We start from the raw sequence: 22,565 nt of genomic DNA, 5'->3' as shown, positions 1-22,565 counted from the left end.
ATTCGGCTACAATACACCAAAATCGCCAATACCTGGTACTATCTGTTCAGGCATGGTTAAAAGAGATTGTTCCATACTGGCTACGGGATAAGCGCAATAATCTGCAGCAAAGTAAGCACTTGGTCTGTGATTTCCACTTAACCCGACCCCGCCAAAAGGAAGACTACTGGCTGCGCCTGTGGTGGGTCTATTCCAATTAATTAAACCAGCTCGGACATGTTGATAAAATTGTTGATAATTCTGCTCATTATTACTAAATAAACCTGCGACCAAACCATAACGAGTTTGATTCGCCAAATAAATTGCATGTTCAAAGTCTGTGTACCGATATATTTGTACTAAAGGCGCAAAAATTTCCTCATCTGGTGGATTTTCAAAATGTGTCATATCTATGATGCCTGGTGATAGTAAACCTGTATACTCAGCAAGTAATGTCATCGGCAATAAAGAGATACCGCCTGACTCAGTCAGATTCTTTTGGCTATGAATGTGTTTAAGAGCTTGCACATGGCTTATAACTGGCCCCATAAATGGCTCTGGTTTTTGATCAAATGGGCCCACCTTGACTGATGTGCACATCTTGATAAAACGTTGCAAAAACTCATCACCTTGAGTGGAATCGGGGATGATAACACGTCGTGCACAAGTGCAACGTTGACCAGCAGTAATTATGGTAGAGAGTAATGTATGGTAAACTGCCGCTTCAAGGTCAGTAACTTCGTCAATGACTAAAGGATTATTTCCACCCATTTCAAGAGCTAAAATTACTTCAGGCTTATCCGCGAATTGTTGGTGAATACGTAACCCAGTGGCATAGCTACCGGTAAAATACACACCTTGAATGTCTTGTGCAAGTAAGACTTTTGCACAAGTTGCATCACCCTGTAAACAATTGATTACTCCTGGAGGCAGTTCGCTCTCATGCCAACATTGCATGACAAACTCGGCTACTGCAGGTGTATGTTCACTTGGTTTATAAAGAATAGTATTTCCTGCTAGAAGAGCAGGGACTATATGTCCATTACTCAAATGAGCTGGGAAATTAAATGCGCCAAGAACAACTACAATGCCGTGAGGTTTAAACCGAAGGCAGGCATTTGCTTCTGTTGTTTTGGTTATTTTTGTCCCGGTTCTTTCCTGATAAGCTTGGATGGATAAATTAATCTTCCCTATAACTGCATTGACTTCGGTATGTGCTTCCCATAAAGGTTTTCCAGTTTCTAATGCGATGAGCCGCGCCAATTGATCACGATTTTTTTCAATTTGCTTCGCAAATTTCTGGATGTAATTGGCACGTGTTTCGAAATCAAGTGCAGACCAGGGGAAAAGGGCTTGATGAGCAGCATGATAGGCCGAGGAAATTTCTTGTTGAGTTGCATTTGTCCCTTGCCAAAATAATGTACCATAAGCCGGATTTAGTGATTCCAGCGTAGTTCCATGTCCTTGAATCCACTGACCACTAATATAGTGTCCTTTACCATTCAATATTGATGATTTAATCATTTGACACTCCATTATCAAATAATACCGGAGCAACACGCAGTTGATTTCCACATTTAACTTGAAGGAGATTTGCTGTTTTTTTACTAATAATACAAGTATTATTTTCTCTGTTTATTAAGGCGCTATTAATGGTTGCACGAAAATCCAATTGGGTATTTGCTAATAAATAGTTCGTGCTGCTCACTTCATCACTAATGTTTTTAATGGTGACCACGCGACTGAGTTCAATGGTTTTGATTTTGGATAGTGGTACTTCGAGTGTTGGACCCGCATCGAAAATATCAATGTACTTGTTATAGCGAAACCCTTCTTTTAATAAAATGTTCATTGCCGCTTGTGTCGAGGGGTGGGCTTGACCTATGACTGCTTGGGCTTCTGGAGATAGCAATTTAACGTAGATAGGATTACGAGGCATTAAGTCTGCTATAAACTGTTTGTCAGTGGCGAGTGTGAGTCGATCTGCTTCAGCAAAAGACATGTGAAAAAAATGGCTTCCTACATTCTCCCAAAAAGGTGATATACCATTTACATCTGAAATTCCGCGCATTTCAGCGATTACAGTTGAAGCAAAACGTTCTGGATATTGAGCGATAAACAGGAAACGGGCTTTGGAAAGTAATAAACCATTTTGATTTTTTCTATGTTGAGGTTCTAAAAACAGGGTGCAGATTTCACTTCGTCCCTGATTATCATTTACTAGACTTAAAACCTCATAATCACTGCGTATATTTAATGAACGACAAATTCGAGTGCGCTTAGATATTTTGTAAGAATAAAAAGGAGCCTCATATCCAGTGCATGATTCTATTCCTGAAACACCTATTATTTTTTTATTTGTTGGATTTTCTAAAACAAATAAATAATATTCATTATACGGCTTTTCGATAATTTTTTTATAGGAGTCAGTAGACCAGCGAAGTCGTTTTTCCAATATTTCCTTATCCTTGGAAAGCGTTGTTATTCCTACGCCACTTTCCTCAGCCAAATGATGAATAGCATCCAAATCTGTATCACGAGCACTACGAAATAGCATCATTTTTTAGATCCTCTAAACCACCTTGAGCTAGATCAAGCAAGAGTAGGGTGCTGAGTGCTGCGCGTTCGGATAAACTATCAAGCAATATATACTCTTCTGAACTGTGAATATTACCACCCCTAACCCCAAGTGTGTCTAGAACTGGTAAACCATGTTGAGCTAAATTATTTCCATCACAGCAGCCGCCACTATCTTTCCAATCTATAGATAGACCTAGCTCTTGTCCTAAATGTTGAAGACGATGAAACAAGCGTTTTGTACCTGAGCATACACGTTTTACTGGCCTACCAAAAACACCATGTACGTTTAAAGAATAACCTTGGCGTTTTAATCGACTAATAATTTCATCCAGCTCAGTTCGCACCCAAAACTCATCTTCAGGTAGACTAATCCGAATGTCAAGTTGTGTTACCGCTCTGTCAGGAACCACATTGAGCGCTTCACCGCCTGCAATTGCTCCTACATTAATTGTTACTCCCTCACGCTTCCCATTAAGTGCATGCACAGCGCATATAGCCTCAGCTAAATAACAGATTGCATTTCGACCCTCTGAGAAAGCACGTCCAGCATGTGCCGCTTTTCCAGTCGCAATCAGCGTCAACTTTCCACTTCCCTTGCGATTTTTTGCTAAGGTGCCTGTTGGCGTCATAGTAGGTTCATAGACTAAAGCTGCTTGATAATTCTCTGCTAACTCATCAAAAAGCGCGCTGGATGCTGGTGAGCCAATCTCTTCATCAGTATTGATTAAAACGTCCCAACCGAGTTCTGCGGCATACTCATCTTGTTCGAAGGCGGATAAAGCATGCAACATCACAATAAGACCGCCTTTCATATCGGTAACACCAGGCCCATTAATACAATTTTTATTAATATAAGTTAATCTCTGAAAAGGATTGTCTGCGGCATAAACAGTATCCATGTGCCCACAGAGTAAAACTCGACGTTTCAAATGAGGCCTTTTTCTAATAAACAGTGCATCACCACAGTTTTGTATTACTGTATTACCGGATATATCCATCACTGAAAATGGCTGAAGTTTTTTGATTTGAATTGTGTCTGCTATAGAGCTATAGGCTGTTTGCAGTAGATTAGCCATTTGGGCTAGCCCATCTAAATTGGATGTACCCGAGTTAATCTCACAAAACTGATGAAGTTGCTTCACCATCGTTTCCTGATTATTTTTTATTATTTTTATCAGTTTATTGTATGATTTAATCACGGCTTTTAACTTGAAGTTAAAAATACAGAATAGCGGAAATTAGGGTACTTCACAATGTTGGTATAACCAAAGAAAAAAATAGATCAAATCCTCCGAATAATACAACCCGGAGGATTTGATCACTTTAGGATTTCGTTTAAGGTACAGGATTGATGGGAGAGTTTTGTTTGGCAGGTTGTGTCGAGTTGGTTAATGGCCATATTTGGGGCAAAGCCATAAGGCCTAATTTACTCAATAATCCCTCGTATTTTACTTGTTCGTCACTTTGAGTTGCATGTTGTTCGGGATGAATGCTCGCATCAACTCGTCGATCAAGTCCTTGTAAGCGTAGCAGCTGCTTTTCTTGAAGCTCTAATAATTTATTAAAACGCTCTGTACTTGCTTTTAATTCCGATTTAACCAGAGAAAGCTCAGATTCGGCTTTATTCATTCGTTCAGCTACTTGATCAAAATTAGCCGCTTTATCGGTTAAAAAATTATTGAGTTTTTCTTGAAAAGCTTGTCGTTGACTGGTGTCGCTGATTGCTGCAGAGGATAATACTTTCACTGTTCCTTCCAAGGAGGTGGCAATTTTTTTTGCTTTTTCCAGTTCAGCCCCCATAGATTGCCTCACCTCTGATAATTCGGAAGTTTTCTGGGATAAGAGCAATAGACATTTTGAATGTTCATCTCGAGCTTTTAAAAGCTCTTTTTGATTGGCTTGAAATTGTTCATTTTGTTTTTGAAGATCTTGCTTTAAGGCGGAGTTTGTTTCTTCAAGTTTTTCCTTTGTTTTACGGAGTAATTTTTCCGTTTCAACATAAACCTCTACCTGAGCACTCAAAGTCTCAACTTCCTCATTCAAACGCGTAATATTTTGGGCGAGCTTCTCATTCTCCGCCTTAAATTTATCGATTTCAGCGGCAAGTTTTTTACGAATGCAATCTAATGCGCCAATAGTTAATTCAAGAATTTCTGCAACACCAAAAATTCCTTCTTTCAATTTTTGAGTAATATTTTTGGTATGGTAATGATGGTCATCGAGCACAATACCACTTGTGGTGTAAGCTAAAGCACTGACGCCACTAATCGTGACCAGAAAACCTATATGTGCGGCCGCTCCAATAATGAGGGTTGGACCTGATAGAGCAACCCCACCGAGAATTCTTTGCCATAAAGGCAGCTCACCCCATAAAGCCGCCGCACGAGATATAAGACTTGGATTAGCTTGTAACGTGTCAACTATTACGCCTAGGCTTTTTTTGACTTGTGCCAGGTGCTCTTGGGTTAAAGCAATGCTTTGTAAACTATCTAAATCAGCTGGAGGAGATTTTGGATCTAATAATAATTGTTTTGCTGCATCAGAAAAACTCATCTGTGCCAAAGCTTTTTCAATAATTACTTTATTCGCATTAGAAAGATTAGTATCTCTTTTAATTAATGTATCAAGTTCTTGTTCGTTAGTAGACATACACCACACTCCCTGTGTTTAAGAATCTCCCTGTAAATTCTATTTTTAACCACAAAAACCTAAATAAGCAAGTAAAAATTCGATATTTTGGAGTTATTTAAAACAATATGCAGTAGATGACTCGCTTGCGCTGATTTGCCCAAAAATCAACGCGATTTCTGGAATTATGTGTTCCGCTGTATAAAAAAATTTAGGAGGTGCAGCAGTTATTTTCTTCGATGGGTTGCCTAATGATGTGGGTTATTATTTTGGGTATCAATTGAAGAAAACAGTTAGAGCAGTTACGATAACGTCATATTGCTATAATCACCCTGAATATATAGAAAATCGTTTATATCTGTATGTAGACGCTCATTTAAGGAGGCAGAGTGGAAGTGTCGTTAGAATTATCTTCACCGAACATAAAAGTAGAAATGCAATTTTTACTGACTAATTGCCATTCTGACTGGAAGGACATTGTTCTTAAAGCCCTAGAAACTATGGACTCGAACTATTTGCACCAGTTAATACATGATGAAAAATGGTTGCCAGGTAAGGAGCGGTTATTTGCGGCGTTTAGTTTGCCACTCGCTAAGACTCGATATATTTTATTAGGTGAATCTCCCTATCCACGCGAAGATTCAGCGAATGGATATGCTTTTTGGGATAATACGGTTGGGAGCTTATGGAGTATGAATGGGTTAAGTAAAGCGGTTAATCGAGCCACTTCTTTGCGTAACTTGATTAAAATGCTACTTGTAGCGCGCGGTGAATTAGATTCCAATACGTCACAAGCCAATATTGCACTATTGGATAAAAAATTATTGGCACAAACAGCACAGCAATTGTTTGAGGGAATGATGAAGAAGGGTATTTTGTTACTCAATGCTTCTTTAGTTTATAGCGAAGGTAAGGTTCCTTATCATGCACGACAATGGAAACCTTTCATACAAAGCCTTTTTAGTCAATTAGCCTTAATTAAGCCCTCCATCCAACTGATTTTGTTAGGTAAAATTGCAGAAACTGCGGCACAAAGTAAATTACCTATAGGACTTAGCGCAGAACATCCTTATAATGTAAGTTTTATTACCAATCAATCGGTTATCGATTTTTTTAAACCTCTGGATTTATTACAATATGAGTCATACTGAATCAACGGTTAATCTTAAAGAAATTAATAAATTTGCTCAGCATGCCAATTTATGGTGGGATACTGAGGGACCTTTGAAAACCCTGCATGACATAAATCAAACGCGGCTTGATTTTATAAAGCAGCATGTTACTTTGAGTGATTTAACTGTTTTGGATGTAGGGTGTGGTGGAGGTATTTTGTGTGAGGCCATGGCAAGCGCTGGGGCTCATGTCACGGGGATTGATGCGGCATCTGAGGCAATTGTGGTCGCTCAAGAACATGCAAAAAATAATCATCTGAAGATTAATTATCTATCCACTTCAGTGGAAGAGTATGACGAACAGCGATTTGATGTAATTACCTGTATGGAAATGTTAGAGCACGTAGAAAACCCTGAATTGGTTTTTGAGCATTGCAAACGACTTCTTAAACCACAAGGTTTTTTATTTGTATCAACAATTAGTAGAACTATTAAGGCTTATGCTACAGCAATTATTGCTGCAGAATATATATTAAATCTATTACCTAAACAAACACATGATTATAAAAAATTTATTAAGCCAAGTGAGTTACTAGCCATGGCTCGACCGTGGGGTTTTAACTTAATTGAGCTCAAAGGAATGGATTACAACCCTTTTTTAAGGAAAGCCTCATTAGGATCGGACATTAGAGTTAACTATTTGATGGCTTTACAATAAATGTCGCAACCTGCTCTAAAAAAGAGAGTGTAAGACAAGAGATCATGAAGTCGAGATTTAAACTCGACTTCACTGTTATAAATTAATTTATGCTTCCGAGTTTTTATTCTTACTGTAGCGCTCTAAATATCGTTGATGAGCATATTTAGCTTGTTCTTGGGTTACCACATCGACCTCATTACCGTAAATATCAATTCGTGCAGAGTTTTCTTTTTGACAATTTAGATAGGCTGGAGAAGCACTATAGTAGCTTAAGGCTTCACGCAACGATTTTTTACTGAATGGCGGGGAATCAAGGCGCTCATAGAAATCGATGATGTCATCAAATATCCCAATTTTGAGGGGTTTAATCTGATTTCCTTTTTTAAAAAAAGCATTTGGAAAGTGTTCAATAAGCCAATCTATAACGTGTAGCTTATCTTTTTTACCTGTAGTTAGCTTTTGTTTGTCCATTGTATTGCTCTAAAACGTTATCAAGATGCAGAATAAACTACCACATCTTTTGACATAATCAAGCACTTGCATGCAAACATAGTGATTACCCCTAGTTATTTCAAATGATCGATACTTAATTCAAAAATATATGCTCAGTTTTTTTGCTCGATTTCTTGTAAGATATTTCTCAAATGGACTGAAGATAACAGCCTTTTTTTTATGTATAAATTCTGGGCTATATGATTAAGTCATTGTTTTTAAACATAAATCGATAAAAATTATAGAACGGGTTACCCAACTCAAATCAAGAAAGGGGTGTAAATCAATCTTGAACTTCTTTTTTTCTATTGCTACATTTTAATCATGACTTGTATGGATATAAGTCAGACAAATGGAATTGTAACCATAAGGATATGGTTAATCATGGATGATAATAAGAACGGGAAGTTCTTATACGGATGACTGCGAAAAGCCAGGGGGGACCCTGGCTTTTTTATTTTTATGCCACTAAATAACCTGATTTAGATAAAAATCTTTTATCAGGAAAATAAGCAAAAATTACGGAACCATTCTTAATGGTATTAATTACGGGTTTTGCTAAAGTTTGAGCAATAGCGGGGCAACCCCAAGATAGCCCAGCTCGACCTGCACGTTTTATAAAATCAGGTTCTACATACCATGCACCATGTATTACTACACGTCGACTTAATGCATTATCATTAAAGCCTTTATCTAAACCTTGCAGATTGAGTGAGTATCCTTTATGACCGATGTAGGTATCTTTAGTAATATACGTACCCAAACTCGATTGTTTGCTTGAGGGAATATTCGAAAAATGACTTGCTTTATTCACACCTGAATTTTTGCCGTGTGCAACATAAGTGTTATATAGAAGACGCTCTCTATTGAGATCAAATACCCACATACGTTGCTTGTTTGAGGGTAAAGAGTAATCAATTACTGTAAGCACAGGTTTTTTGACAGCTCCTTTTTTACTCGCATTTCTATATGCAGTTAATGCAAGCTTTAACACGTTTCTATTTAATTTCGGTGCCTTACTACTCAAATGCTGTAATTTAGTATTGATGTCTGGTTCAGATCTTGCTGCAAATGAAGGCGCACTGGATGTTATATTGCTGGTTAAAATTACGGTTGAGATTAGAGTCAATAGGGTATTCATACTTCTCCTTTCTTCTTGTAAATTGCCTTTATGGTTCTTCAGAAAAATGGTGATTATATTAACAATTCATGTAATTGTAAAATTTAAAGGTCTTTCTTTGCTCATTAAGAAAAAATATGAATCAATTCAGAGGCTTACGATAGCCCACCAAAATGGTATTGCATGAATGATTACCAAATAGATTAATATTTGGTCTATTTGTATCTGCAAATATTGTGCAAACAGTGTAAAATTAGCTCTATTTTGCTAAATTAAATGCAGATATTTTGCTAAAAACCAGGTATAATTACTGCGCTTACAGCGGATATAGACTGTATTCTACAGCAAAATAATAGTGAGTGCATTCCATTTTATATGGCACTAAATTATACTTGGCTGATACTTTTTGCACTCTTTTTAACCCAGCATTGGCTTAATGATCCTGAACGGAGGCCGGGGAATAAAGAGAGTAGTTATCTATTTGATTTCGGAGAATGCTATGCTGGAAAAGCAGATCATAAAATTACCTGAAGGAATACGAGCTGCTATTAATTATGCCTATCGTGTTGATGAGTTATCATTGATAACTGAACTTTGTGAGAAAGCAACCTTAGGGCAACAGCAATTAATTGATATTAAAAATAGTGCAACAAAACTGGTTGAGTCAGTGCGAACCGATAGAAAAAAAAGTACGGGGATTGATTCATTTCTAACTGAATATGCCTTATCCAGTGATGAAGGGATTGCCCTCATGTGTTTGGCCGAAGCATTACTGCGTGTTCCTGACAGCGCTACAATTGATAATTTAATTAAAGATAAATTATCTGGTGGTGATTGGAAATCCCATATAGGTCAAAGTGATTCATTTTTTGTAAATGCCACAACATGGGCTCTGATGCTTACAGGAAAAATACTGACCCCAGAAAAGGCCCAAACAACATTATCTAAATCGTTAATGAAACTCGTTAATCGCAGTAGTGAGGCGGTTGTTAGAAAAGCCGTCGATAAAGCAATGCGGATTATGAGTAAACAATTTGTTATGGGACGTACCATAGATGAAGCATTAAACCGAGCTAAAAAGAAAGAAGCTCAAGGATATCGTTATTCTTATGACATGCTAGGTGAAGCAGCGCTTACTTCGATTGATGCATCACGTTATTTTGAAGCATATAAAGAAGCAATTGAAGCAATAGGCAGGCAGGCTGATAAAGATTCAAATGTTTATAAACGGGCAGGGATCTCTATAAAACTTTCTGCATTACATCCACGTTATAATGAGAGCCAACATGAGCGAGTTATGGATGAGCTGCCACCTAAACTGTTGGCTCTTGCTCGTTTGGCAAAAAATTATGATATCGCTCTAACTGTTGATGCGGAAGAATCTGAGCGTTTGGAGTTATCACTTGATGTCATGGAGCGTGTTTTTAATGACTCCAGTTTAGATGGATGGAATGGCTTTGGATTGGCAGTCCAGTCTTATCAAAAACGAGCGTTTTATGTACTTGATTGGGTAGCCGCTCTAGCAAGAAGAAAACAACGTCGAATTATGGTGCGCTTGATTAAAGGCGCCTATTGGGATAGCGAAATTAAGAAAACGCAAATGCAGGGCTTAAATGAATACCCTGTTTTTACACGTAAAGTTTTTACTGATGTTTCTTTTCAGGCTTGTGCAAAAAAAATATTAACTATGACGGATGCCATTTATCCGCAATTTGCGACACATAATGCTTATTCTGTAGCGATGATTTTAAATATTACTGGCGATTATCGAGATTTTGAGTTTCAGTGTTTGCATGGAATGGGCAATGAACTGTATCAACAAATCGTGCCGGCTGAGTGTTATGGTATTCCTTGTCGTATTTATGCACCTGTAGGTAGTCATGAGGATTTACTTCCTTATTTGGTGCGTAGATTATTAGAAAATGGAGCAAATTCTTCATTCGTAAACCGAATCGTTGATGACAACGCGCCTATAAGTACTTTGGTTGAGGACCCTGTTGAAAAAGCCAAGTCATTATTGCATAAAATGAATCAAAATATTCCCTTGCCTGATGATGTGTTTCAACCCAATAGAAAAAACTCTAAAGGTTTTGATTTTACCGATCGAACCGAGCGCGCACTTTTGCAACAAAAAATGGCACAACTCAAGCTGCAGCAATGGACTTCAGAACCCATTATCGCAGGCAGCACCACGCTAATAGGTGAAAAGCAACGAATTGAATCCCCACAACAAATAGAAAACCTTGTTGGAACGGTCCAAAATGCATCACTTGGGGATGTAGATCAGGCTCTAGCAAAAGCAGAGCAGACCTTTCCAGCTTGGTCCGCTATGCCCGTTAAAGAACGAGCTGCATGTCTCAATCGATTTGCTGATTTATTGCAGGAAAACCAGGCCGAATTGATGACTATAGCCTGTCTGGAAGCGGGTAAAACAATGAGTGACTGTATTGCTGAAGTGCGCGAGGCCATTGATTTTTGCCGCTACTATGCCACGCAAGCACAGCAAATCCTATCAGCTCCTTTGCGTTTATCGGGGTATACAGGCGAATTAAACGAGTTGAGTTTGCATCCACGCGGCATAGTACTTTGTATTAGTCCGTGGAATTTCCCATTAGCGATTTTTACAGGGCAGATTGCTGCTGCTTTAGTAACAGGAAACTGCGCTATTGCAAAACCTGCAGAACAAACTCCATTGATTGCTGCATATACTATTAAATTAATGCATCAAGCAGGAATTCCTATCGGTGCTGTACAATTACTCCCTGGCCCAGGCGAGACTATTGGCGCTGCATTGGTCGCTGATAAACGAATTAAAGCAGTGTTATTTACAGGTTCAACTGATACTGCCAATCTGATTAATCAAACCTTATCGACACGAGGCGGAGAAATTATTCCATTGATTGCTGAAACGGGTGGTCAAAATGCAATGATCGTTGATTCGTCTGCTTTACTAGAGCAAGTTGTTGTTGATGCAATCAATTCAGCGTTTGGTAGTGCGGGTCAAAGATGTTCTGCATTGAGGGTGTTATTTGTTCAGGAGGAGGTTTACCCAAGAACTATAGCGCTTTTAAAAGGGGCCATGGCGGAGTTGGTCGTAGGAGATCCTCGCTGGCTCGCTACTGATATAGGACCTGTTATAGACAAAACGGCATTGTCCACCTTAAAAAGTCATGTGGAAAATATGAAAAAACGTTTTGAAATAATTTACCAATGCCCATTGGATGAGTCACATGAATCAGGATATTTTATGCCACCAACTGCTATTGCTATTGATCATATCAATGCACTAGAAAGAGAAGTTTTCGGCCCAGTGTTGCATGTGATTCAATTTAAGCGCAAAGACCTGGATCAAGTGATTAAACAAATTAATGCAACCGGTTATGGTTTAACTCTTGGTATCCATAGCCGTATTAATGAGACCGTTGAATACATCAGACAGAATGTTCATGCAGGGAACTGTTATGTAAACCGAAATATGATAGGGGCAGTTGTCGGTTTACAACCTTTTGGTGGTGAGGGACTTTCAGGAACAGGTCCTAAAGCAGGTGGACCTAACTATTTAGTCCGACTTTGTCATGAGCGAACTTATACTGTGGATACCACTGCAGCTGGAGGAAATGCAAGTTTGATGTCCTTGCCTGATTAAGCGATGTGCGAATAAAGGATGTTACTTTAAAAGAGGGGTTAATCACTCTTTTAAAGTAACTTTTATATTTATCATGTAACATGAAGTGACAACATGATGATTAAGGGAGTAATTAATGAACAAGCTGTTCTTTGTATCCCGCTTTATTTTAATTTCTATTTTTTTTATTTTGAATAATACTTTGTTCGCAACAACCATAGCTTTTCCTGATACAAATCATTTTATTTCTTATAATGACGTGGGAGTGGGAAAGCCACTTGTATTAATTCATGCATTTCCCACCGATCAACGAATATGGCAGGCTCAACAAGAGGGGCTTAAAGCGAATTTTCGCGTAATTACATTGGATCTATGGGGATTTGGCCAATCATCGAGTGTCGATGGACATGCAATTCCTATGTCAGAATATGCTCATGAAATACAAGAATTATTAGATTACTTAAAAATTGATAAAGCGATCATTGGTGGGGAATCCATGGGGGGATACATAGCTCTGGCCTTTTTAGATAAATATCCAAATCGAGTATTGGGATTGGTACTTGCCAATACCCAATCTGAGGCAGATAGCCCAGAAACAAAAGCGGCTCGTGAAAAAGCTGCTCTTGAGGTTCTTGAAAATGGAATGGATAAATGGATCGATGGATTTATGGTAAAAGCACTTTCTTCTAACGTTTCGCTGGAAATAAAAACCTACCTTTATCATATATTAAGCTTGCAAAAATCAACAGCTGCAGCATCTGCTTTGCGCGGGATGGCACTCCGTAACTCCACCTCATCCCTACTCGCAACGACAACGTTGCCTATTTTAATTATTACAGGCGAAATGGATCAAGTAATTCCACCCCAACAAAGTATCGATATGCATTCACTTGCCCAAAATAGTCAATTAATTATTTTGCCGAATACAGGTCATTTATCTAATTTGGAGCAACCGAAACAGTGGAACCAAGCGGTTATTGATTTCTTTGCATAATAATCAATAATTGCAGCCTTGGGTTAGTGTGTAACCCTTCATGCTCATGAAAAAATTTTTAATACTCTCATACTAGCCCTTTCCAGTAAGCGGGAGAGGGGGGCTGTAGATTTATTATTCATCCCCTCGCCCTTTGGGGAGAAGGTTAGGATGAGGGGTATGCGAAGTGCTTGTTAAAACAAATGTTTAATTAAAATACTCTAATGCTTTTTAGCAAGAAACCAAGGAATTAATACGAATAAAATTAACCCACCGATTAAAAATGATTCAAATATGTATACATTGCCAACAGGTATTTGTGTCGGAGGTACAAAACCAATAACTATTGCTGTAAGGCAACAGAGAATCCCCATAATACATAATAACCACATGAATGCATTACCACCTGGGACAGTGTAACCACGATGTAGGTTGGGTTTGCTGTACCTTAATTTAATGGCTGCAGCAAACATAAAGACATATACTAATAAAGCCATTTGAGCACACAGATCACTTAACATCCAGTATGCTGCATTAATTGAATCCAACAAAATAAAAGCAGTACTTAAAATGGTAAAAATAACAGCTTGTGCAAAGAGAATAGTTGTCGGCGCGCCATATTTATTGGTATGGGCGAATTGAACAGGTAAAGAGCCGTCACGCGCTGAAACCATTAACCCTTTTGTGGGGCCAATAATCCATGCTGAAACGCCACTGAGGCCACCTAAAATAATTAAAATAGCAATAATTGAGGTCATCCAGGGCATGTTATAGGAATTAAAAAAAACTGCATAAGCATCAATAAGTCCAGATACAACACTTAAACTTTCATTAGGGACTACAACCATAATGGCTATTGAGCCCAGGGAAAGGGTAGAAATGACTAAAATAGTTGAATAAAAAAGTGCTTTTGGATAATCGCGTTGGGGATTTTTTACTTCTTCAGCATGAACGGCTGACATCTCCATACCAAGTAGACCAAATAAAACCACGGCAAATAATGATAAATTACCCAAAGAACTGAAGTCAGGTAACCATGCGGTGGGATAGCCCACAACCATAGGTTTTCCTTGAACTGCCCAAAGAATTGCCAAGAAAATAATAAAAAGCATCGGAAATATAGTTCCTATTGTTGCGCCAATAGTGCTCACTATGCTTGATATTTTCATTCCAAAACAATTCAGTATTGTGAACAACCAAAACAGAACAAGTACTGTGCCTAACAAATAATACTTGTTATTTCCCAATTCGGGGGCAATTAAGTAGGATAGGGTGGCTGCGATAAAAGCAAGTATGGTTGGGTACCAAACGACATTATATATCCATTGAAGCCAAATCGTAATAAACGCTGCGCGTTTGCCGAATGCTTCTCGAACCCATACGTAAATTCCTCCTGTTTCAGGATAGGTGGTGGCTAATTCAGCTGCCACTAAAGAGACAGGAATAAAAAAGGCAAATGCGGCAACAACATAATAAGAGACTAGTGTAAGGCCGAGTTTGGCACTAATAGGCAAAGTTCGTAAGCTATCCACAGCAATGACGTTGATCATTACCAAAGAAAAAACGCTAAGAACCTTTTTAGGTTGATTCATGATTAATCCTTAACAAATGCGGTCTAACCAAACCGCCAATAACTTTGGATGCCAGTGCTATTGTCATTTATCAAATTTAAATAAAAAAATAGGATTGGATTTTAACTCAAACAAACGATGAGTATATCGAAATAATTTGCAAATGCAGCAGTTGGGCCAGAGACCCAACTGAGAATATATCATGATCATCTCAAGCACACAGATTTCTGAGAACGTATTGCAGAATACCACCATTTTTATAATATTCTAATTCGTCTGCAGTATCGATTCGGCATAATGCTTTTATTTGTTCGACTTGACCATTGGTTCGTTCAATGGTGACTGGAACCATGGAGCCAGGTTTTAAAGAATCGGATACATCAATACTAATGCGCTCATCTCCCTTTAACTCCAATGTCTTACGCGTCATCCCATCACAAAACTGTAATGGTAAGACCCCCATGCCAATTAAATTGGAACGGTGAATGCGTTCAAAACTTTCAGTAATCACTGCTTTGACGCCAAGTAAATTGGTTCCTTTTGCCGCCCAGTCTCTTGAAGATCCGGTACCGTATTCTTTACCTGCAATGACCACAAGATCATGATGTTCCTTTTGATAAAGCATTGCTGCATCATAAATGGGCATTACCTCACCTGAAGGAATATAATGTGTGATACCGCCTTCTTGGCCTGGAGTCATTTCATTACGGATACGGATATTAGCAAAAGTGCCTCGCATCATCACTTCATGGTTCCCGCGGCGAGAGCCATAAGAGTTAAATTCTTTTTCATCAACTCCTTTGGATTTTAAATAAAGGCCTGCAGGAGAGTTCGCCTTAATAGAACCTGCTGGAGAGATGTGATCCGTGGTAATCGAGTCACCAAATAAAGCAAGAATATACGCTTGTTTAATCGGCTTAATCGGCTCAGGCTTTATTTTTAAGTTATCAAAAAACGGTGGATGCTGAATGTAGGTTGAATGAGCGTCCCATTCATAAGTTTTTCCACTGCCTGTTTTAATCGCTTGCCAGTGTTCATCACCAAGGAATACTTCTGCATATTCTTTGCGGAACATTCCCCCCGTTACTTTAGATACTTCAGCTGCAATTTCGGCGTTAGAAGGCCAAATATCCTTCAAATATACATCATTGCCCTTATTGTCTTTACCTATGGGATCTTTGCTTAAATCAATGGTCGTGGTGCCGCAAAGCGCATAAGCAACTACTAGCGGAGGTGAAGCCAACCAGTTTGCTCTAACTTGAGGATGTACACGTCCTTCAAAATTACGGTTTCCTGATAAAACAGCAGAAACAACGAGATCATTATCACTAACGCTGTGAGAAATTGCATCAGGCAGCGGGCCAGAATTACCAATACATGTAGTACAACCGTAGCCCACCAAATTAAACCCTAATTGATCTAAATAAGATTGTAACCCGGCTTGTTTGAGATAATCTGTTACTACTTTTGAACCAGGGGCTAAAGAAGATTTTACCCAAGGCTTGCGCTGTAACCCTTTTTCAATTGCTTTTTTTGCCAATAAGCCTGCAGCCATAAGGACGCTCGGATTCGATGTGTTCGTGCAACTGGTTATCGCAGCAATAACTACATGTCCGTGTTTCATTTTAAAATCATGATTTTTAACTGCAAATGAAGAATCTTTTTCTTGTTCTTTTCCTGCTTCTTTGAGGAACGTATTAAACTCAATAGGTAAAGTGCTTAGAGTGACTTTATCTTGAGGGCGTTTAGGACCAGCTAATGAGGGTACAATGGTACTTAAATCAAGTTCTAAAGTGTCAGTGAATATAGGATCTTCACTATCTTTTTCATACCACATTCCTTGCGCTTTAGCATAAGCTTCAACCAAGGCAACGGTGTGTTTATCACGTCCAGTTAGTTCAAGATAGCGTATTGTTTCTTTGTCGACAGGGAAAAATCCACAGGTAGCCCCATATTCAGGTGCCATATTAGAGATTGTGGCGCGATCAGCAAGCGGTAAATCGCTCAAACCGGGGCCATAAAATTCAACAAATTTACCTACAACGCCTTTTTTCCTAAGCATCTGGGTTACAGTAAGTACCAGGTCAGTTGCGGTAATGCCTTCTTTCATCTTGCCATGCAATTTGAAGCCAATCACTTCAGGAATCAACATGGAGACAGGTTGACCCAACATCGCTGCTTCTGCCTCAATACCACCAACTCCCCATCCCAGTACACCTAGACCATTAATCATCGTTGTATGAGAGTCTGTGCCAACTAGAGTATCTGGATAGGCATATAAAGTACCGTTGTCGCTACTGCTCCATACGGTTTTTCCCAAGTACTCAAGATTGACTTGGTGACAAATACCTGTTCCAGGTGGCACGACTTGAAAATTATCAAAAGCTTTTTGACCCCAGCGTAAAAATTCATAGCGTTCGTTATTTCGCTTCATCTCAATTTCGGTATTCACTGTCAACGCATCGGTGCTTCCAAATTTGTCAACCATCACTGAGTGATCAATCACTAAATCAACAGGTGATAAAGGAGCGATTTTATCAGGGTTTCCACCCATTTGAGCGATTGCATTGCGCATTGCTGCTAAATCAACTACCGCTGGAACTCCTGTAAAATCCTGCATCAATACACGCGCAGGTCTAAAGGCAATCTCGTGTTGGGAAGTTTTATTGTTTAGCCAGTCTGCGATCGCTTTAATATCTTTAGTTGTTACTGTGTTATCGTCCTCAAAACGTAATAAATTTTCAAGAAGGACTTTAAGCGAATAGGGAAGTCGACTTATTCCCTTGAAGTTTTTTTGTTCGACTTCTTTAAGGCTGTAATAATGATATGTTTTTCCATCTACATGCAATTGAGATTTTGTTGATAAGCTGTCACGACCTACTTTCATTTAAGGAGCTCCTGAAATCAAAAACTGAATGATAGCTCAATTTTAAGAAAATTCCATGAGATCTGATGAAATTAGGCCTGAACTTTTTATAACGCCATAGTGCTCAACGGGGTGGTATATTGTTGATCCTCATCAAACTTTGGATCAATTAATCGAGCTCCCGCTTCAAAAATTTGTTTCTCTACCTCTTGTTTGCTTGATGGGTCTAGAGAGTTTGGATTTAATAAAGAAAATAATCCAGGAGCTAACAGGCTAATACCGATAGGGAGCAAGATAGCTGTAAACAGGGGATTCACAAAAAGTGTGGCAATGGATGCTATGATCAGCGCAGCACCTAAAATAGTCACAGCGAGTGATATGTGATGCCGAATAGGCTCTTTAGTTACCTCAGTAACACCTACGGGGTAATAATTTCTAGAGTCGAAGTAAATTCTTAAATGACCAGGCGTTTCTTTCGGTTTGGAGAGGCAATCGAGTACCGTTTTAGCAAAACGGTGGTATTGATCAATGATTCTTTGTTGTTCATAAGAATCAGAAGTTTCCTTCAGGGCCTTCTCAAAATCATCCATTCGAACCTGTAGCAGGATAAAAAAAGCAGATTTATCGGTTTCTTCTTTGTCCTTCAATAAGTCTTTCGCCTCTTTAATTTCCATCATAACTGATTGATGCGTATATTTTTTAGAATAAAATGACTTCGAAAACATGTTAATTGTCCTTTAAATTTTATTGGGCGTAGATTAACATTATTGACTTGGACTAAAATAGACCTTTTAGATTAATTTACACTCAAGAAATATTTTTTTACAAAATTTTGATAATTCCATTTTAAGTTCTCAATTGGTACGAATATTGCTTTCCAATAATCAAAATTATGGAGAGAGTTAGAATGACCGACTTGAATAATGTACTATCGAATCTACCTGGCGTTGCTGACTTTTTCTCTAACGATGAGTCATGTGAAACTGCCATAACTGGCGAAATATTGGCAGCATCAGTAGGAACATATCAAAATGATACTCAAAATCCTCTGCCAACCATCGATTTCAACAATCCGAATGCTTTTATTTTATTATTGACACATGTTGTAGAAAAGATATCGAATTATCAGGAAAATCCTTCAACTCCAGAAGAACTTCAGCTGCCTCCATCAGAAACAATTCATTCAGAATCTGAAGAGCTTTCCGAAGATAAAAGTGAAGAGCAAGCACTAAGTGAAATGGAAAATAATGTTGCTGTTTCCTGGATTAATTCTCACTATTATCGGCAGGAAATTGAAATAAATCAGAGCAATGCAGAGCAGAAAGATAATCCAATTGATTTGTTAAATAGCGCATCACTTACAGAGCAAGATGATGAAAAAACTTCACCTGGGTTAGTACAAGTTATAGAAAATCAAACACTACATGATGAAATGGGTTTTAGAAAAAATGTTTTGTCCGAAGAGATAAAACAACAAGAGATACATGATAAAAATTTCCAAGAACAACAACCCAGTTTGGCCGAAGTTAAGGATAATCCCCTTAATGATATCGATCAGATTTTAAATGCCGACTTTGATCTCTATTTTAAAAATACAATAGTACAGTCTGTAGAACCAGTTAAAGACAGAATAGATGCTCCAAGTATTCCGCTAACTCATCTTAAAAATATGGAGTTAATGGCATCAAATTTACCGTTAGAATCTGAATTCAACTATTTAGAAAACCCAGTAGAACTAAAAAAGATGGAAGAATTCCTTTCATTTCAACCACTAATCAAAGAAAAGGAAGAAACATCATCTCTTCCCATATCGACACCGACAAGTGAAAATCCTGTTGGGACGGAATTCCAACCCATTGTTCCTACATTAACAAATGAAGTACGAGTTGATGTACCAAGGGAAATAGAAAACAGGGTAGCCATTTTAGAGCGGGCACCTCAATCATTAACGATACCCATGGAAATAGATAAACCTGAATGGGCAAAACAATTTTCCGAGCATATTATTTGGCTTGGTCAACAAGAAATTAAGAGTGCTGTAATTAAAATACATCCTGAAGATTTAGGACCGCTAGAAATTAATATTAAGGTGGTAAATGATTCAGCTACTGTAAATATAATCACCCATAATGATCATATTCGAGACATTGTTGATCAATCATTACCGAGATTACAGGCGATGATGGCTGAGCAAGGTTTAAATTTATCTGAGGTGCAAATTGATTCTGAAGCCAATCCTCGTCAGTTTTCTCAGCAAAATAATAGAGACCAAGAGCAACTAACTCAACCATTTGAAGAGGAAGTTGGAATAACCCCCTTAAGAAGTAAAGAAAGACTTAAGGGATTAGTCGATTATTTTGCCTAATAACCCACGTGATCACGAGTGTAGCGAAGAGTCTCACTATCGTAATATTGTCCTACTGCTGGAGATACCTCGCTATGCTCGGAATGACGTGGTTTGAACACCTGGATTTTATCAAAAACCGTTTTATTATCGGCACATTCTTCTACAACGAATAACACGACCACTCCAGCGGTCAATAAGACAGCTTCTACGACAGCCATGCCCTACATATCTCCAGGGGGTCCAGAACAGATTCCTTTGATGACGATGATAATAATATGGAGGTGGTTCATAATAGCCGCCAGAATGATATCCAATAAAATAAGCAAGCTGCTGGCCTGGTAGTTGTGAAGGTGGTGAATCTGCTCTAACTAAGCTGCTGTAGAAAAAGCCTATAAGGAAGGTAACGGAGAGCAGAAGACGTGTCACTATTTTGTAACTTTGGATGCTAACCTTTTCCATGATGCAACCCCATCTTTTTGTTGTTACATCAACAATTATAGATTATAAATAATTTTCATGAGCAATTTTGGGATTTGAAAGATGAAGCAAAGAATAATTTTAATTACTGGTTGCTCCAGTGGTATAGGCTTTGATGCTGTTTTTGCTCTGAAAAAAAGAGGGCATAGAGTGATAGGCTCGTGCAGAAAAAAAGAGGATGTCCAAAAATTATTGGATATGGGAATAGAAGCGGTTCTACTGGATGTATCCGATTCATCTTCAATTCAAAGTGCGTTTACTGAAGTTCTCGCTCTAACAAAAGGACGTTTAGATGTTTTAATCAACAATGCAGGTTATGGTCAAGCAGGGGCTCTAGAAGATATTTCACGCGATGTATTACGTGCACAATTTGAAACCAATGTTTTTGGCTTACTCGAGCTTACAAATCTTGCCATTCCAGTAATGCGTCAGCAGGGGTATGGTCGTATTATCAATTTAAGTTCAATTTTAGGTATTATTAGTTTGCCTTTTCGTGGTGCTTATAATGCCTCCAAATATGCCTTAGAGGGGATTAGTGATACGTTAAGGCTTGAATTGAAATCATCAGGTATTGATGTCATTACAATAGAGCCAGGTCCAATAGAAAGCCATTTTCGAGATAACAGTGTTGATAAATCATTGAGTCATATCAATGTACAAAATAGTTATTTCTCCAAACAATATGAAAAAATGCTGACAAGTTATAAACAAAAAAAATCGGACTCTATTTTTACTCGAAAACCCGATGCAGTAATTAGTAAATTTATTCATGCAATTGAATCTAAAAGACCTAGGATCAAGTATCCAGTAACATTTCCAGCTCATCTCATGATTTTTCTTAAATGGATTTTAAGTGCAAGAATGTTGGATAAATTTTTTTTATTAGTTTCGAAAAAAGAGCTATCCTGATTTTTTGTTTTTTAAGCATATTGAATGCGATAAAAATGCCTGAAAAAATAAACTTTTTAAAAAAAAAGGAAGAAAAACTCCAATTTCTTTGCTAATATCTAATTGGGTTAAAAATCATTAACTATCAAGGAAGTAAAATTATGAAAAAATCAACAATAGCTGTAGCTGCTCTATTAACTGTATTAGCAGCTCCTGTAGTTTCTGTTGCTTATGCAGATGACGCCTCTACAACTACTAGCACTTGCAAAGGCTGCAAAGGTTGTACTGGCTGTAAAGGTTGCAAAGGCTGTAAAGGCTGCAAAGGTTGCAAAGGTTGTAAAGGTTGCGGTGGTTGCTCTGGCGAGTAATCTGTAATCTTTATTCTTTTAAAGAGGTAGTTTTTACTACCTCTTCTTTTTTTCCTTCATGAAGTAAGAAATATGATTACCCATTCAGATTTTACCTTACCCGAACTAAGTAAGTGGCATAAGAATATTTATTTGAATTACGCCAAACAAATTTTAGAATCACAACAAATGATGACGACCAATAAGGGTAAAAACATTCTTCATTACGCCTTAAATAAAAAACGTCGTTTTGAACGAATGAGTCATTATCCTAAGGGAGATCGTATCGATCATAAAACGGGGGCTCAATATTTTTATCACTGCCATAGAGAAAACTATGAAAGTACTGAGCACGGTCATTTTCATTGTTTTTTACGGTACAAACAGATTCCTAAAAGTATCAAACCCGCACCTTTAGCCGATTGGGACAGATATATTGATAATCCAATGACTCATTTAGTCGCTATTGGTATGAATCAATTAGGACAACCCATACGTTTGTTCACTGTTAATCGCTGGGTAACCTCCGAAATTTGGTATCCTGCTGATCACAGTGCACGTTTACTTAAACGCTACAAAATGAGCTTACAGGATGATCCCTATTGGCAAGTACTGGACAAATGGGTTGAAGGGATACTTCATTTATTTAAGCCGCAGATTTTATGGTTACACCAAGAGCGCGATAAGAAAATTCGGCAGCATCAAGAGACGAGTTCAGTTGAAAATCCTTATATGGATTACGAACTTGAGGAGCTTTCCGAAATTCCCATTGATTTAAAGCAACAAATTGAGTGGATTCTGCGATAGCTTTTGCAACTGGCCATCCCCGATGTTACGTTGCCGAGGGCTGCTCTGGGTAG

Annotated in this window: 18 protein-coding genes; 8 read left to right on the top strand and 10 right to left on the bottom strand. The window is 38.2% G+C overall.

Annotation, left to right across the window (positions count from 1 at the left end):
• Positions 1-6: 6 nt before the first annotated feature.
• The 4 genes from astD to EL022_RS11205 all read right to left on the bottom strand — a co-directional run bounded on the left by astD (position 7) and on the right by EL022_RS11205 (position 5,208).
• On the bottom strand, positions 7-1,503 hold the full coding sequence (gene astD / locus EL022_RS11220) for a succinylglutamate-semialdehyde dehydrogenase (RefSeq protein WP_028380486.1): 1,497 nt from the start codon (positions 1,501-1,503) through the stop codon (positions 7-9).
• The gene (locus EL022_RS11215) at positions 1,496-2,539 is read right to left on the bottom strand and encodes an arginine N-succinyltransferase (RefSeq protein ID WP_028380487.1); all 1,044 of its coding nucleotides are present in this window, start codon (positions 2,537-2,539) and stop codon (positions 1,496-1,498) included. Before EL022_RS11215 ends, astD begins: the two co-directional genes overlap by 8 nt.
• Positions 2,523-3,758, bottom strand: coding sequence for a hydrolase (locus EL022_RS11210; RefSeq protein ID WP_028380488.1), 1,236 nt, complete (start codon positions 3,756-3,758; stop codon positions 2,523-2,525). The genes EL022_RS11215 and EL022_RS11210 overlap by 17 nt, the downstream gene beginning before the upstream one ends.
• A gap of 136 nt (positions 3,759-3,894) precedes the next feature.
• The gene (locus tag EL022_RS11205; protein ID WP_028380489.1) at positions 3,895-5,208 is read right to left on the bottom strand and encodes a LegC2/C7 family Dot/Icm T4SS effector; all 1,314 of its coding nucleotides are present in this window, start codon (positions 5,206-5,208) and stop codon (positions 3,895-3,897) included.
• Positions 5,209-5,621: 413 nt separating this feature from the next.
• Here EL022_RS11205 and EL022_RS11200 point away from each other — a divergent pair, with 413 nt between their 5' ends.
• Complete coding sequence (locus EL022_RS11200) at positions 5,622-6,338, top strand: uracil-DNA glycosylase family protein (RefSeq protein WP_197718085.1); 717 nt, start codon at positions 5,622-5,624, stop codon at positions 6,336-6,338.
• Entirely contained in the window at positions 6,325-7,017 is a 693-nt protein-coding gene (gene ubiG, locus EL022_RS11195) for a bifunctional 2-polyprenyl-6-hydroxyphenol methylase/3-demethylubiquinol 3-O-methyltransferase UbiG (protein WP_028380491.1), read from the top strand. Before EL022_RS11200 ends, ubiG begins: the two co-directional genes overlap by 14 nt.
• Before the next feature lie 87 nt (positions 7,018-7,104).
• On the opposite strand, the gene EL022_RS11190 is transcribed toward ubiG, so the two are convergent.
• Positions 7,105-7,470, bottom strand: coding sequence for a ProQ/FINO family protein (locus tag EL022_RS11190; RefSeq protein ID WP_028380492.1), 366 nt, complete (start codon positions 7,468-7,470; stop codon positions 7,105-7,107).
• A 481-nt stretch (positions 7,471-7,951) separates the two neighbouring features.
• Positions 7,952-8,632 (bottom strand): murein L,D-transpeptidase catalytic domain family protein, encoded by a 681-nt coding sequence (locus tag EL022_RS11185; protein WP_028380493.1) that lies wholly within the window; start codon positions 8,630-8,632, stop codon positions 7,952-7,954.
• A 478-nt stretch (positions 8,633-9,110) separates the two neighbouring features.
• Here EL022_RS11185 and putA point away from each other — a divergent pair, with 478 nt between their 5' ends.
• Together putA and EL022_RS11175 are read left to right on the top strand one after the other, a co-directional pair.
• Entirely contained in the window at positions 9,111-12,257 is a 3,147-nt protein-coding gene (gene putA / locus EL022_RS11180; protein WP_028380494.1) for a bifunctional proline dehydrogenase/L-glutamate gamma-semialdehyde dehydrogenase PutA, read from the top strand.
• Positions 12,258-12,372: 115 nt separating this feature from the next.
• A complete protein-coding gene (locus EL022_RS11175) occupies positions 12,373-13,230 on the top strand; it encodes an alpha/beta fold hydrolase (protein ID WP_028380495.1) in 858 nt (285 codons plus the stop codon).
• Between the two features lie 200 nt (positions 13,231-13,430).
• On the opposite strand, the gene EL022_RS11170 is transcribed toward EL022_RS11175, so the two are convergent.
• The 3 genes from EL022_RS11170 to EL022_RS11160 form a co-directional block, all read right to left on the bottom strand.
• Positions 13,431-14,801 (bottom strand): APC family permease, encoded by a 1,371-nt coding sequence (locus EL022_RS11170; protein WP_028380496.1) that lies wholly within the window; start codon positions 14,799-14,801, stop codon positions 13,431-13,433.
• Positions 14,802-14,991: 190 nt separating this feature from the next.
• Entirely contained in the window at positions 14,992-17,667 is a 2,676-nt protein-coding gene (acnA, locus tag EL022_RS11165; protein ID WP_028380497.1) for an aconitate hydratase AcnA, read from the bottom strand.
• Positions 17,668-17,753: 86 nt separating this feature from the next.
• On the bottom strand, positions 17,754-18,371 hold the full coding sequence (locus tag EL022_RS11160; protein ID WP_035900457.1) for a lpg1689 family Dot/Icm T4SS effector: 618 nt from the start codon (positions 18,369-18,371) through the stop codon (positions 17,754-17,756).
• 182 nt (positions 18,372-18,553) lie between these two features.
• Between EL022_RS11160 and EL022_RS11155 the strand changes: the two genes are divergently transcribed.
• Positions 18,554-20,011, top strand: a complete 1,458-nt coding sequence (locus EL022_RS11155) for a flagellar hook-length control protein FliK (protein ID WP_028380499.1) — start codon at positions 18,554-18,556, stop codon at positions 20,009-20,011.
• On the opposite strand, the gene EL022_RS16095 is transcribed toward EL022_RS11155, so the two are convergent.
• On the bottom strand, positions 20,008-20,211 hold the full coding sequence (locus tag EL022_RS16095) for a hypothetical protein (RefSeq protein WP_028380500.1): 204 nt from the start codon (positions 20,209-20,211) through the stop codon (positions 20,008-20,010). The genes EL022_RS11155 and EL022_RS16095 overlap by 4 nt on opposite strands.
• A gap of 322 nt (positions 20,212-20,533) precedes the next feature.
• Here EL022_RS16095 and EL022_RS11145 point away from each other — a divergent pair, with 322 nt between their 5' ends.
• The 3 genes from EL022_RS11145 to EL022_RS11135 all read left to right on the top strand — a co-directional run bounded on the left by EL022_RS11145 (position 20,534) and on the right by EL022_RS11135 (position 22,512).
• The gene (locus EL022_RS11145) at positions 20,534-21,379 is read left to right on the top strand and encodes an SDR family NAD(P)-dependent oxidoreductase (protein ID WP_028380501.1); all 846 of its coding nucleotides are present in this window, start codon (positions 20,534-20,536) and stop codon (positions 21,377-21,379) included.
• Positions 21,380-21,519: 140 nt separating this feature from the next.
• Positions 21,520-21,726, top strand: coding sequence for a hypothetical protein (locus tag EL022_RS16710; protein ID WP_028380502.1), 207 nt, complete (start codon positions 21,520-21,522; stop codon positions 21,724-21,726).
• 72 nt (positions 21,727-21,798) lie between these two features.
• Positions 21,799-22,512: a DUF6969 family protein gene (locus EL022_RS11135; protein WP_028380503.1), complete on the top strand. Its 714-nt coding sequence runs from the start codon at positions 21,799-21,801 to the stop codon at positions 22,510-22,512.
• Positions 22,513-22,565: the final 53 nt, after the last annotated feature.

This window comes from Legionella cherrii (assembly GCF_900635815.1).
Classification (GTDB): Bacteria; Pseudomonadota; Gammaproteobacteria; order Legionellales; family Legionellaceae; genus Legionella; species Legionella cherrii.
The sequence above is the reverse complement of the archived record's forward strand: the minus strand, read 5'-3'. Positions and strand labels throughout refer to the sequence as shown.

Excerpts from the sequence above, each read along its gene's own strand:
- astD (WP_028380486.1), bottom strand. The coding sequence starts at position 1,503 with ATGATTAAATCATCAATATTGAATGGTAAAGGACACTATATTAGTGGT.
- EL022_RS11215 (WP_028380487.1), bottom strand. The coding sequence starts at position 2,539 with ATGATGCTATTTCGTAGTGCTCGTGATACAGATTTGGATGCTATTCAT.
- EL022_RS11205 (WP_028380489.1), bottom strand. The coding sequence starts at position 5,208 with ATGTCTACTAACGAACAAGAACTTGATACATTAATTAAAAGAGATACT.
- EL022_RS11200 (WP_197718085.1), top strand. The coding sequence starts at position 5,622 with ATGCAATTTTTACTGACTAATTGCCATTCTGACTGGAAGGACATTGTT.
- ubiG (WP_028380491.1), top strand. The coding sequence starts at position 6,325 with ATGAGTCATACTGAATCAACGGTTAATCTTAAAGAAATTAATAAATTT.
- EL022_RS11190 (WP_028380492.1), bottom strand. The coding sequence starts at position 7,470 with ATGGACAAACAAAAGCTAACTACAGGTAAAAAAGATAAGCTACACGTT.
- EL022_RS11185 (WP_028380493.1), bottom strand. The coding sequence starts at position 8,632 with ATGAATACCCTATTGACTCTAATCTCAACCGTAATTTTAACCAGCAAT.
- putA (WP_028380494.1), top strand. The coding sequence starts at position 9,111 with ATGCTGGAAAAGCAGATCATAAAATTACCTGAAGGAATACGAGCTGCT.
- EL022_RS11175 (WP_028380495.1), top strand. The coding sequence starts at position 12,373 with ATGAACAAGCTGTTCTTTGTATCCCGCTTTATTTTAATTTCTATTTTT.
- EL022_RS11170 (WP_028380496.1), bottom strand. The coding sequence starts at position 14,801 with ATGAATCAACCTAAAAAGGTTCTTAGCGTTTTTTCTTTGGTAATGATC.
- acnA (WP_028380497.1), bottom strand. The coding sequence starts at position 17,667 with ATGAAAGTAGGTCGTGACAGCTTATCAACAAAATCTCAATTGCATGTA.
- EL022_RS11160 (WP_035900457.1), bottom strand. The coding sequence starts at position 18,371 with ATGTTTTCGAAGTCATTTTATTCTAAAAAATATACGCATCAATCAGTT.
- EL022_RS11155 (WP_028380499.1), top strand. The coding sequence starts at position 18,554 with ATGACCGACTTGAATAATGTACTATCGAATCTACCTGGCGTTGCTGAC.
- EL022_RS16095 (WP_028380500.1), bottom strand. The coding sequence starts at position 20,211 with ATGGCTGTCGTAGAAGCTGTCTTATTGACCGCTGGAGTGGTCGTGTTA.
- EL022_RS11145 (WP_028380501.1), top strand. The coding sequence starts at position 20,534 with ATGAAGCAAAGAATAATTTTAATTACTGGTTGCTCCAGTGGTATAGGC.
- EL022_RS16710 (WP_028380502.1), top strand. The coding sequence starts at position 21,520 with ATGAAAAAATCAACAATAGCTGTAGCTGCTCTATTAACTGTATTAGCA.
- EL022_RS11135 (WP_028380503.1), top strand. The coding sequence starts at position 21,799 with ATGATTACCCATTCAGATTTTACCTTACCCGAACTAAGTAAGTGGCAT.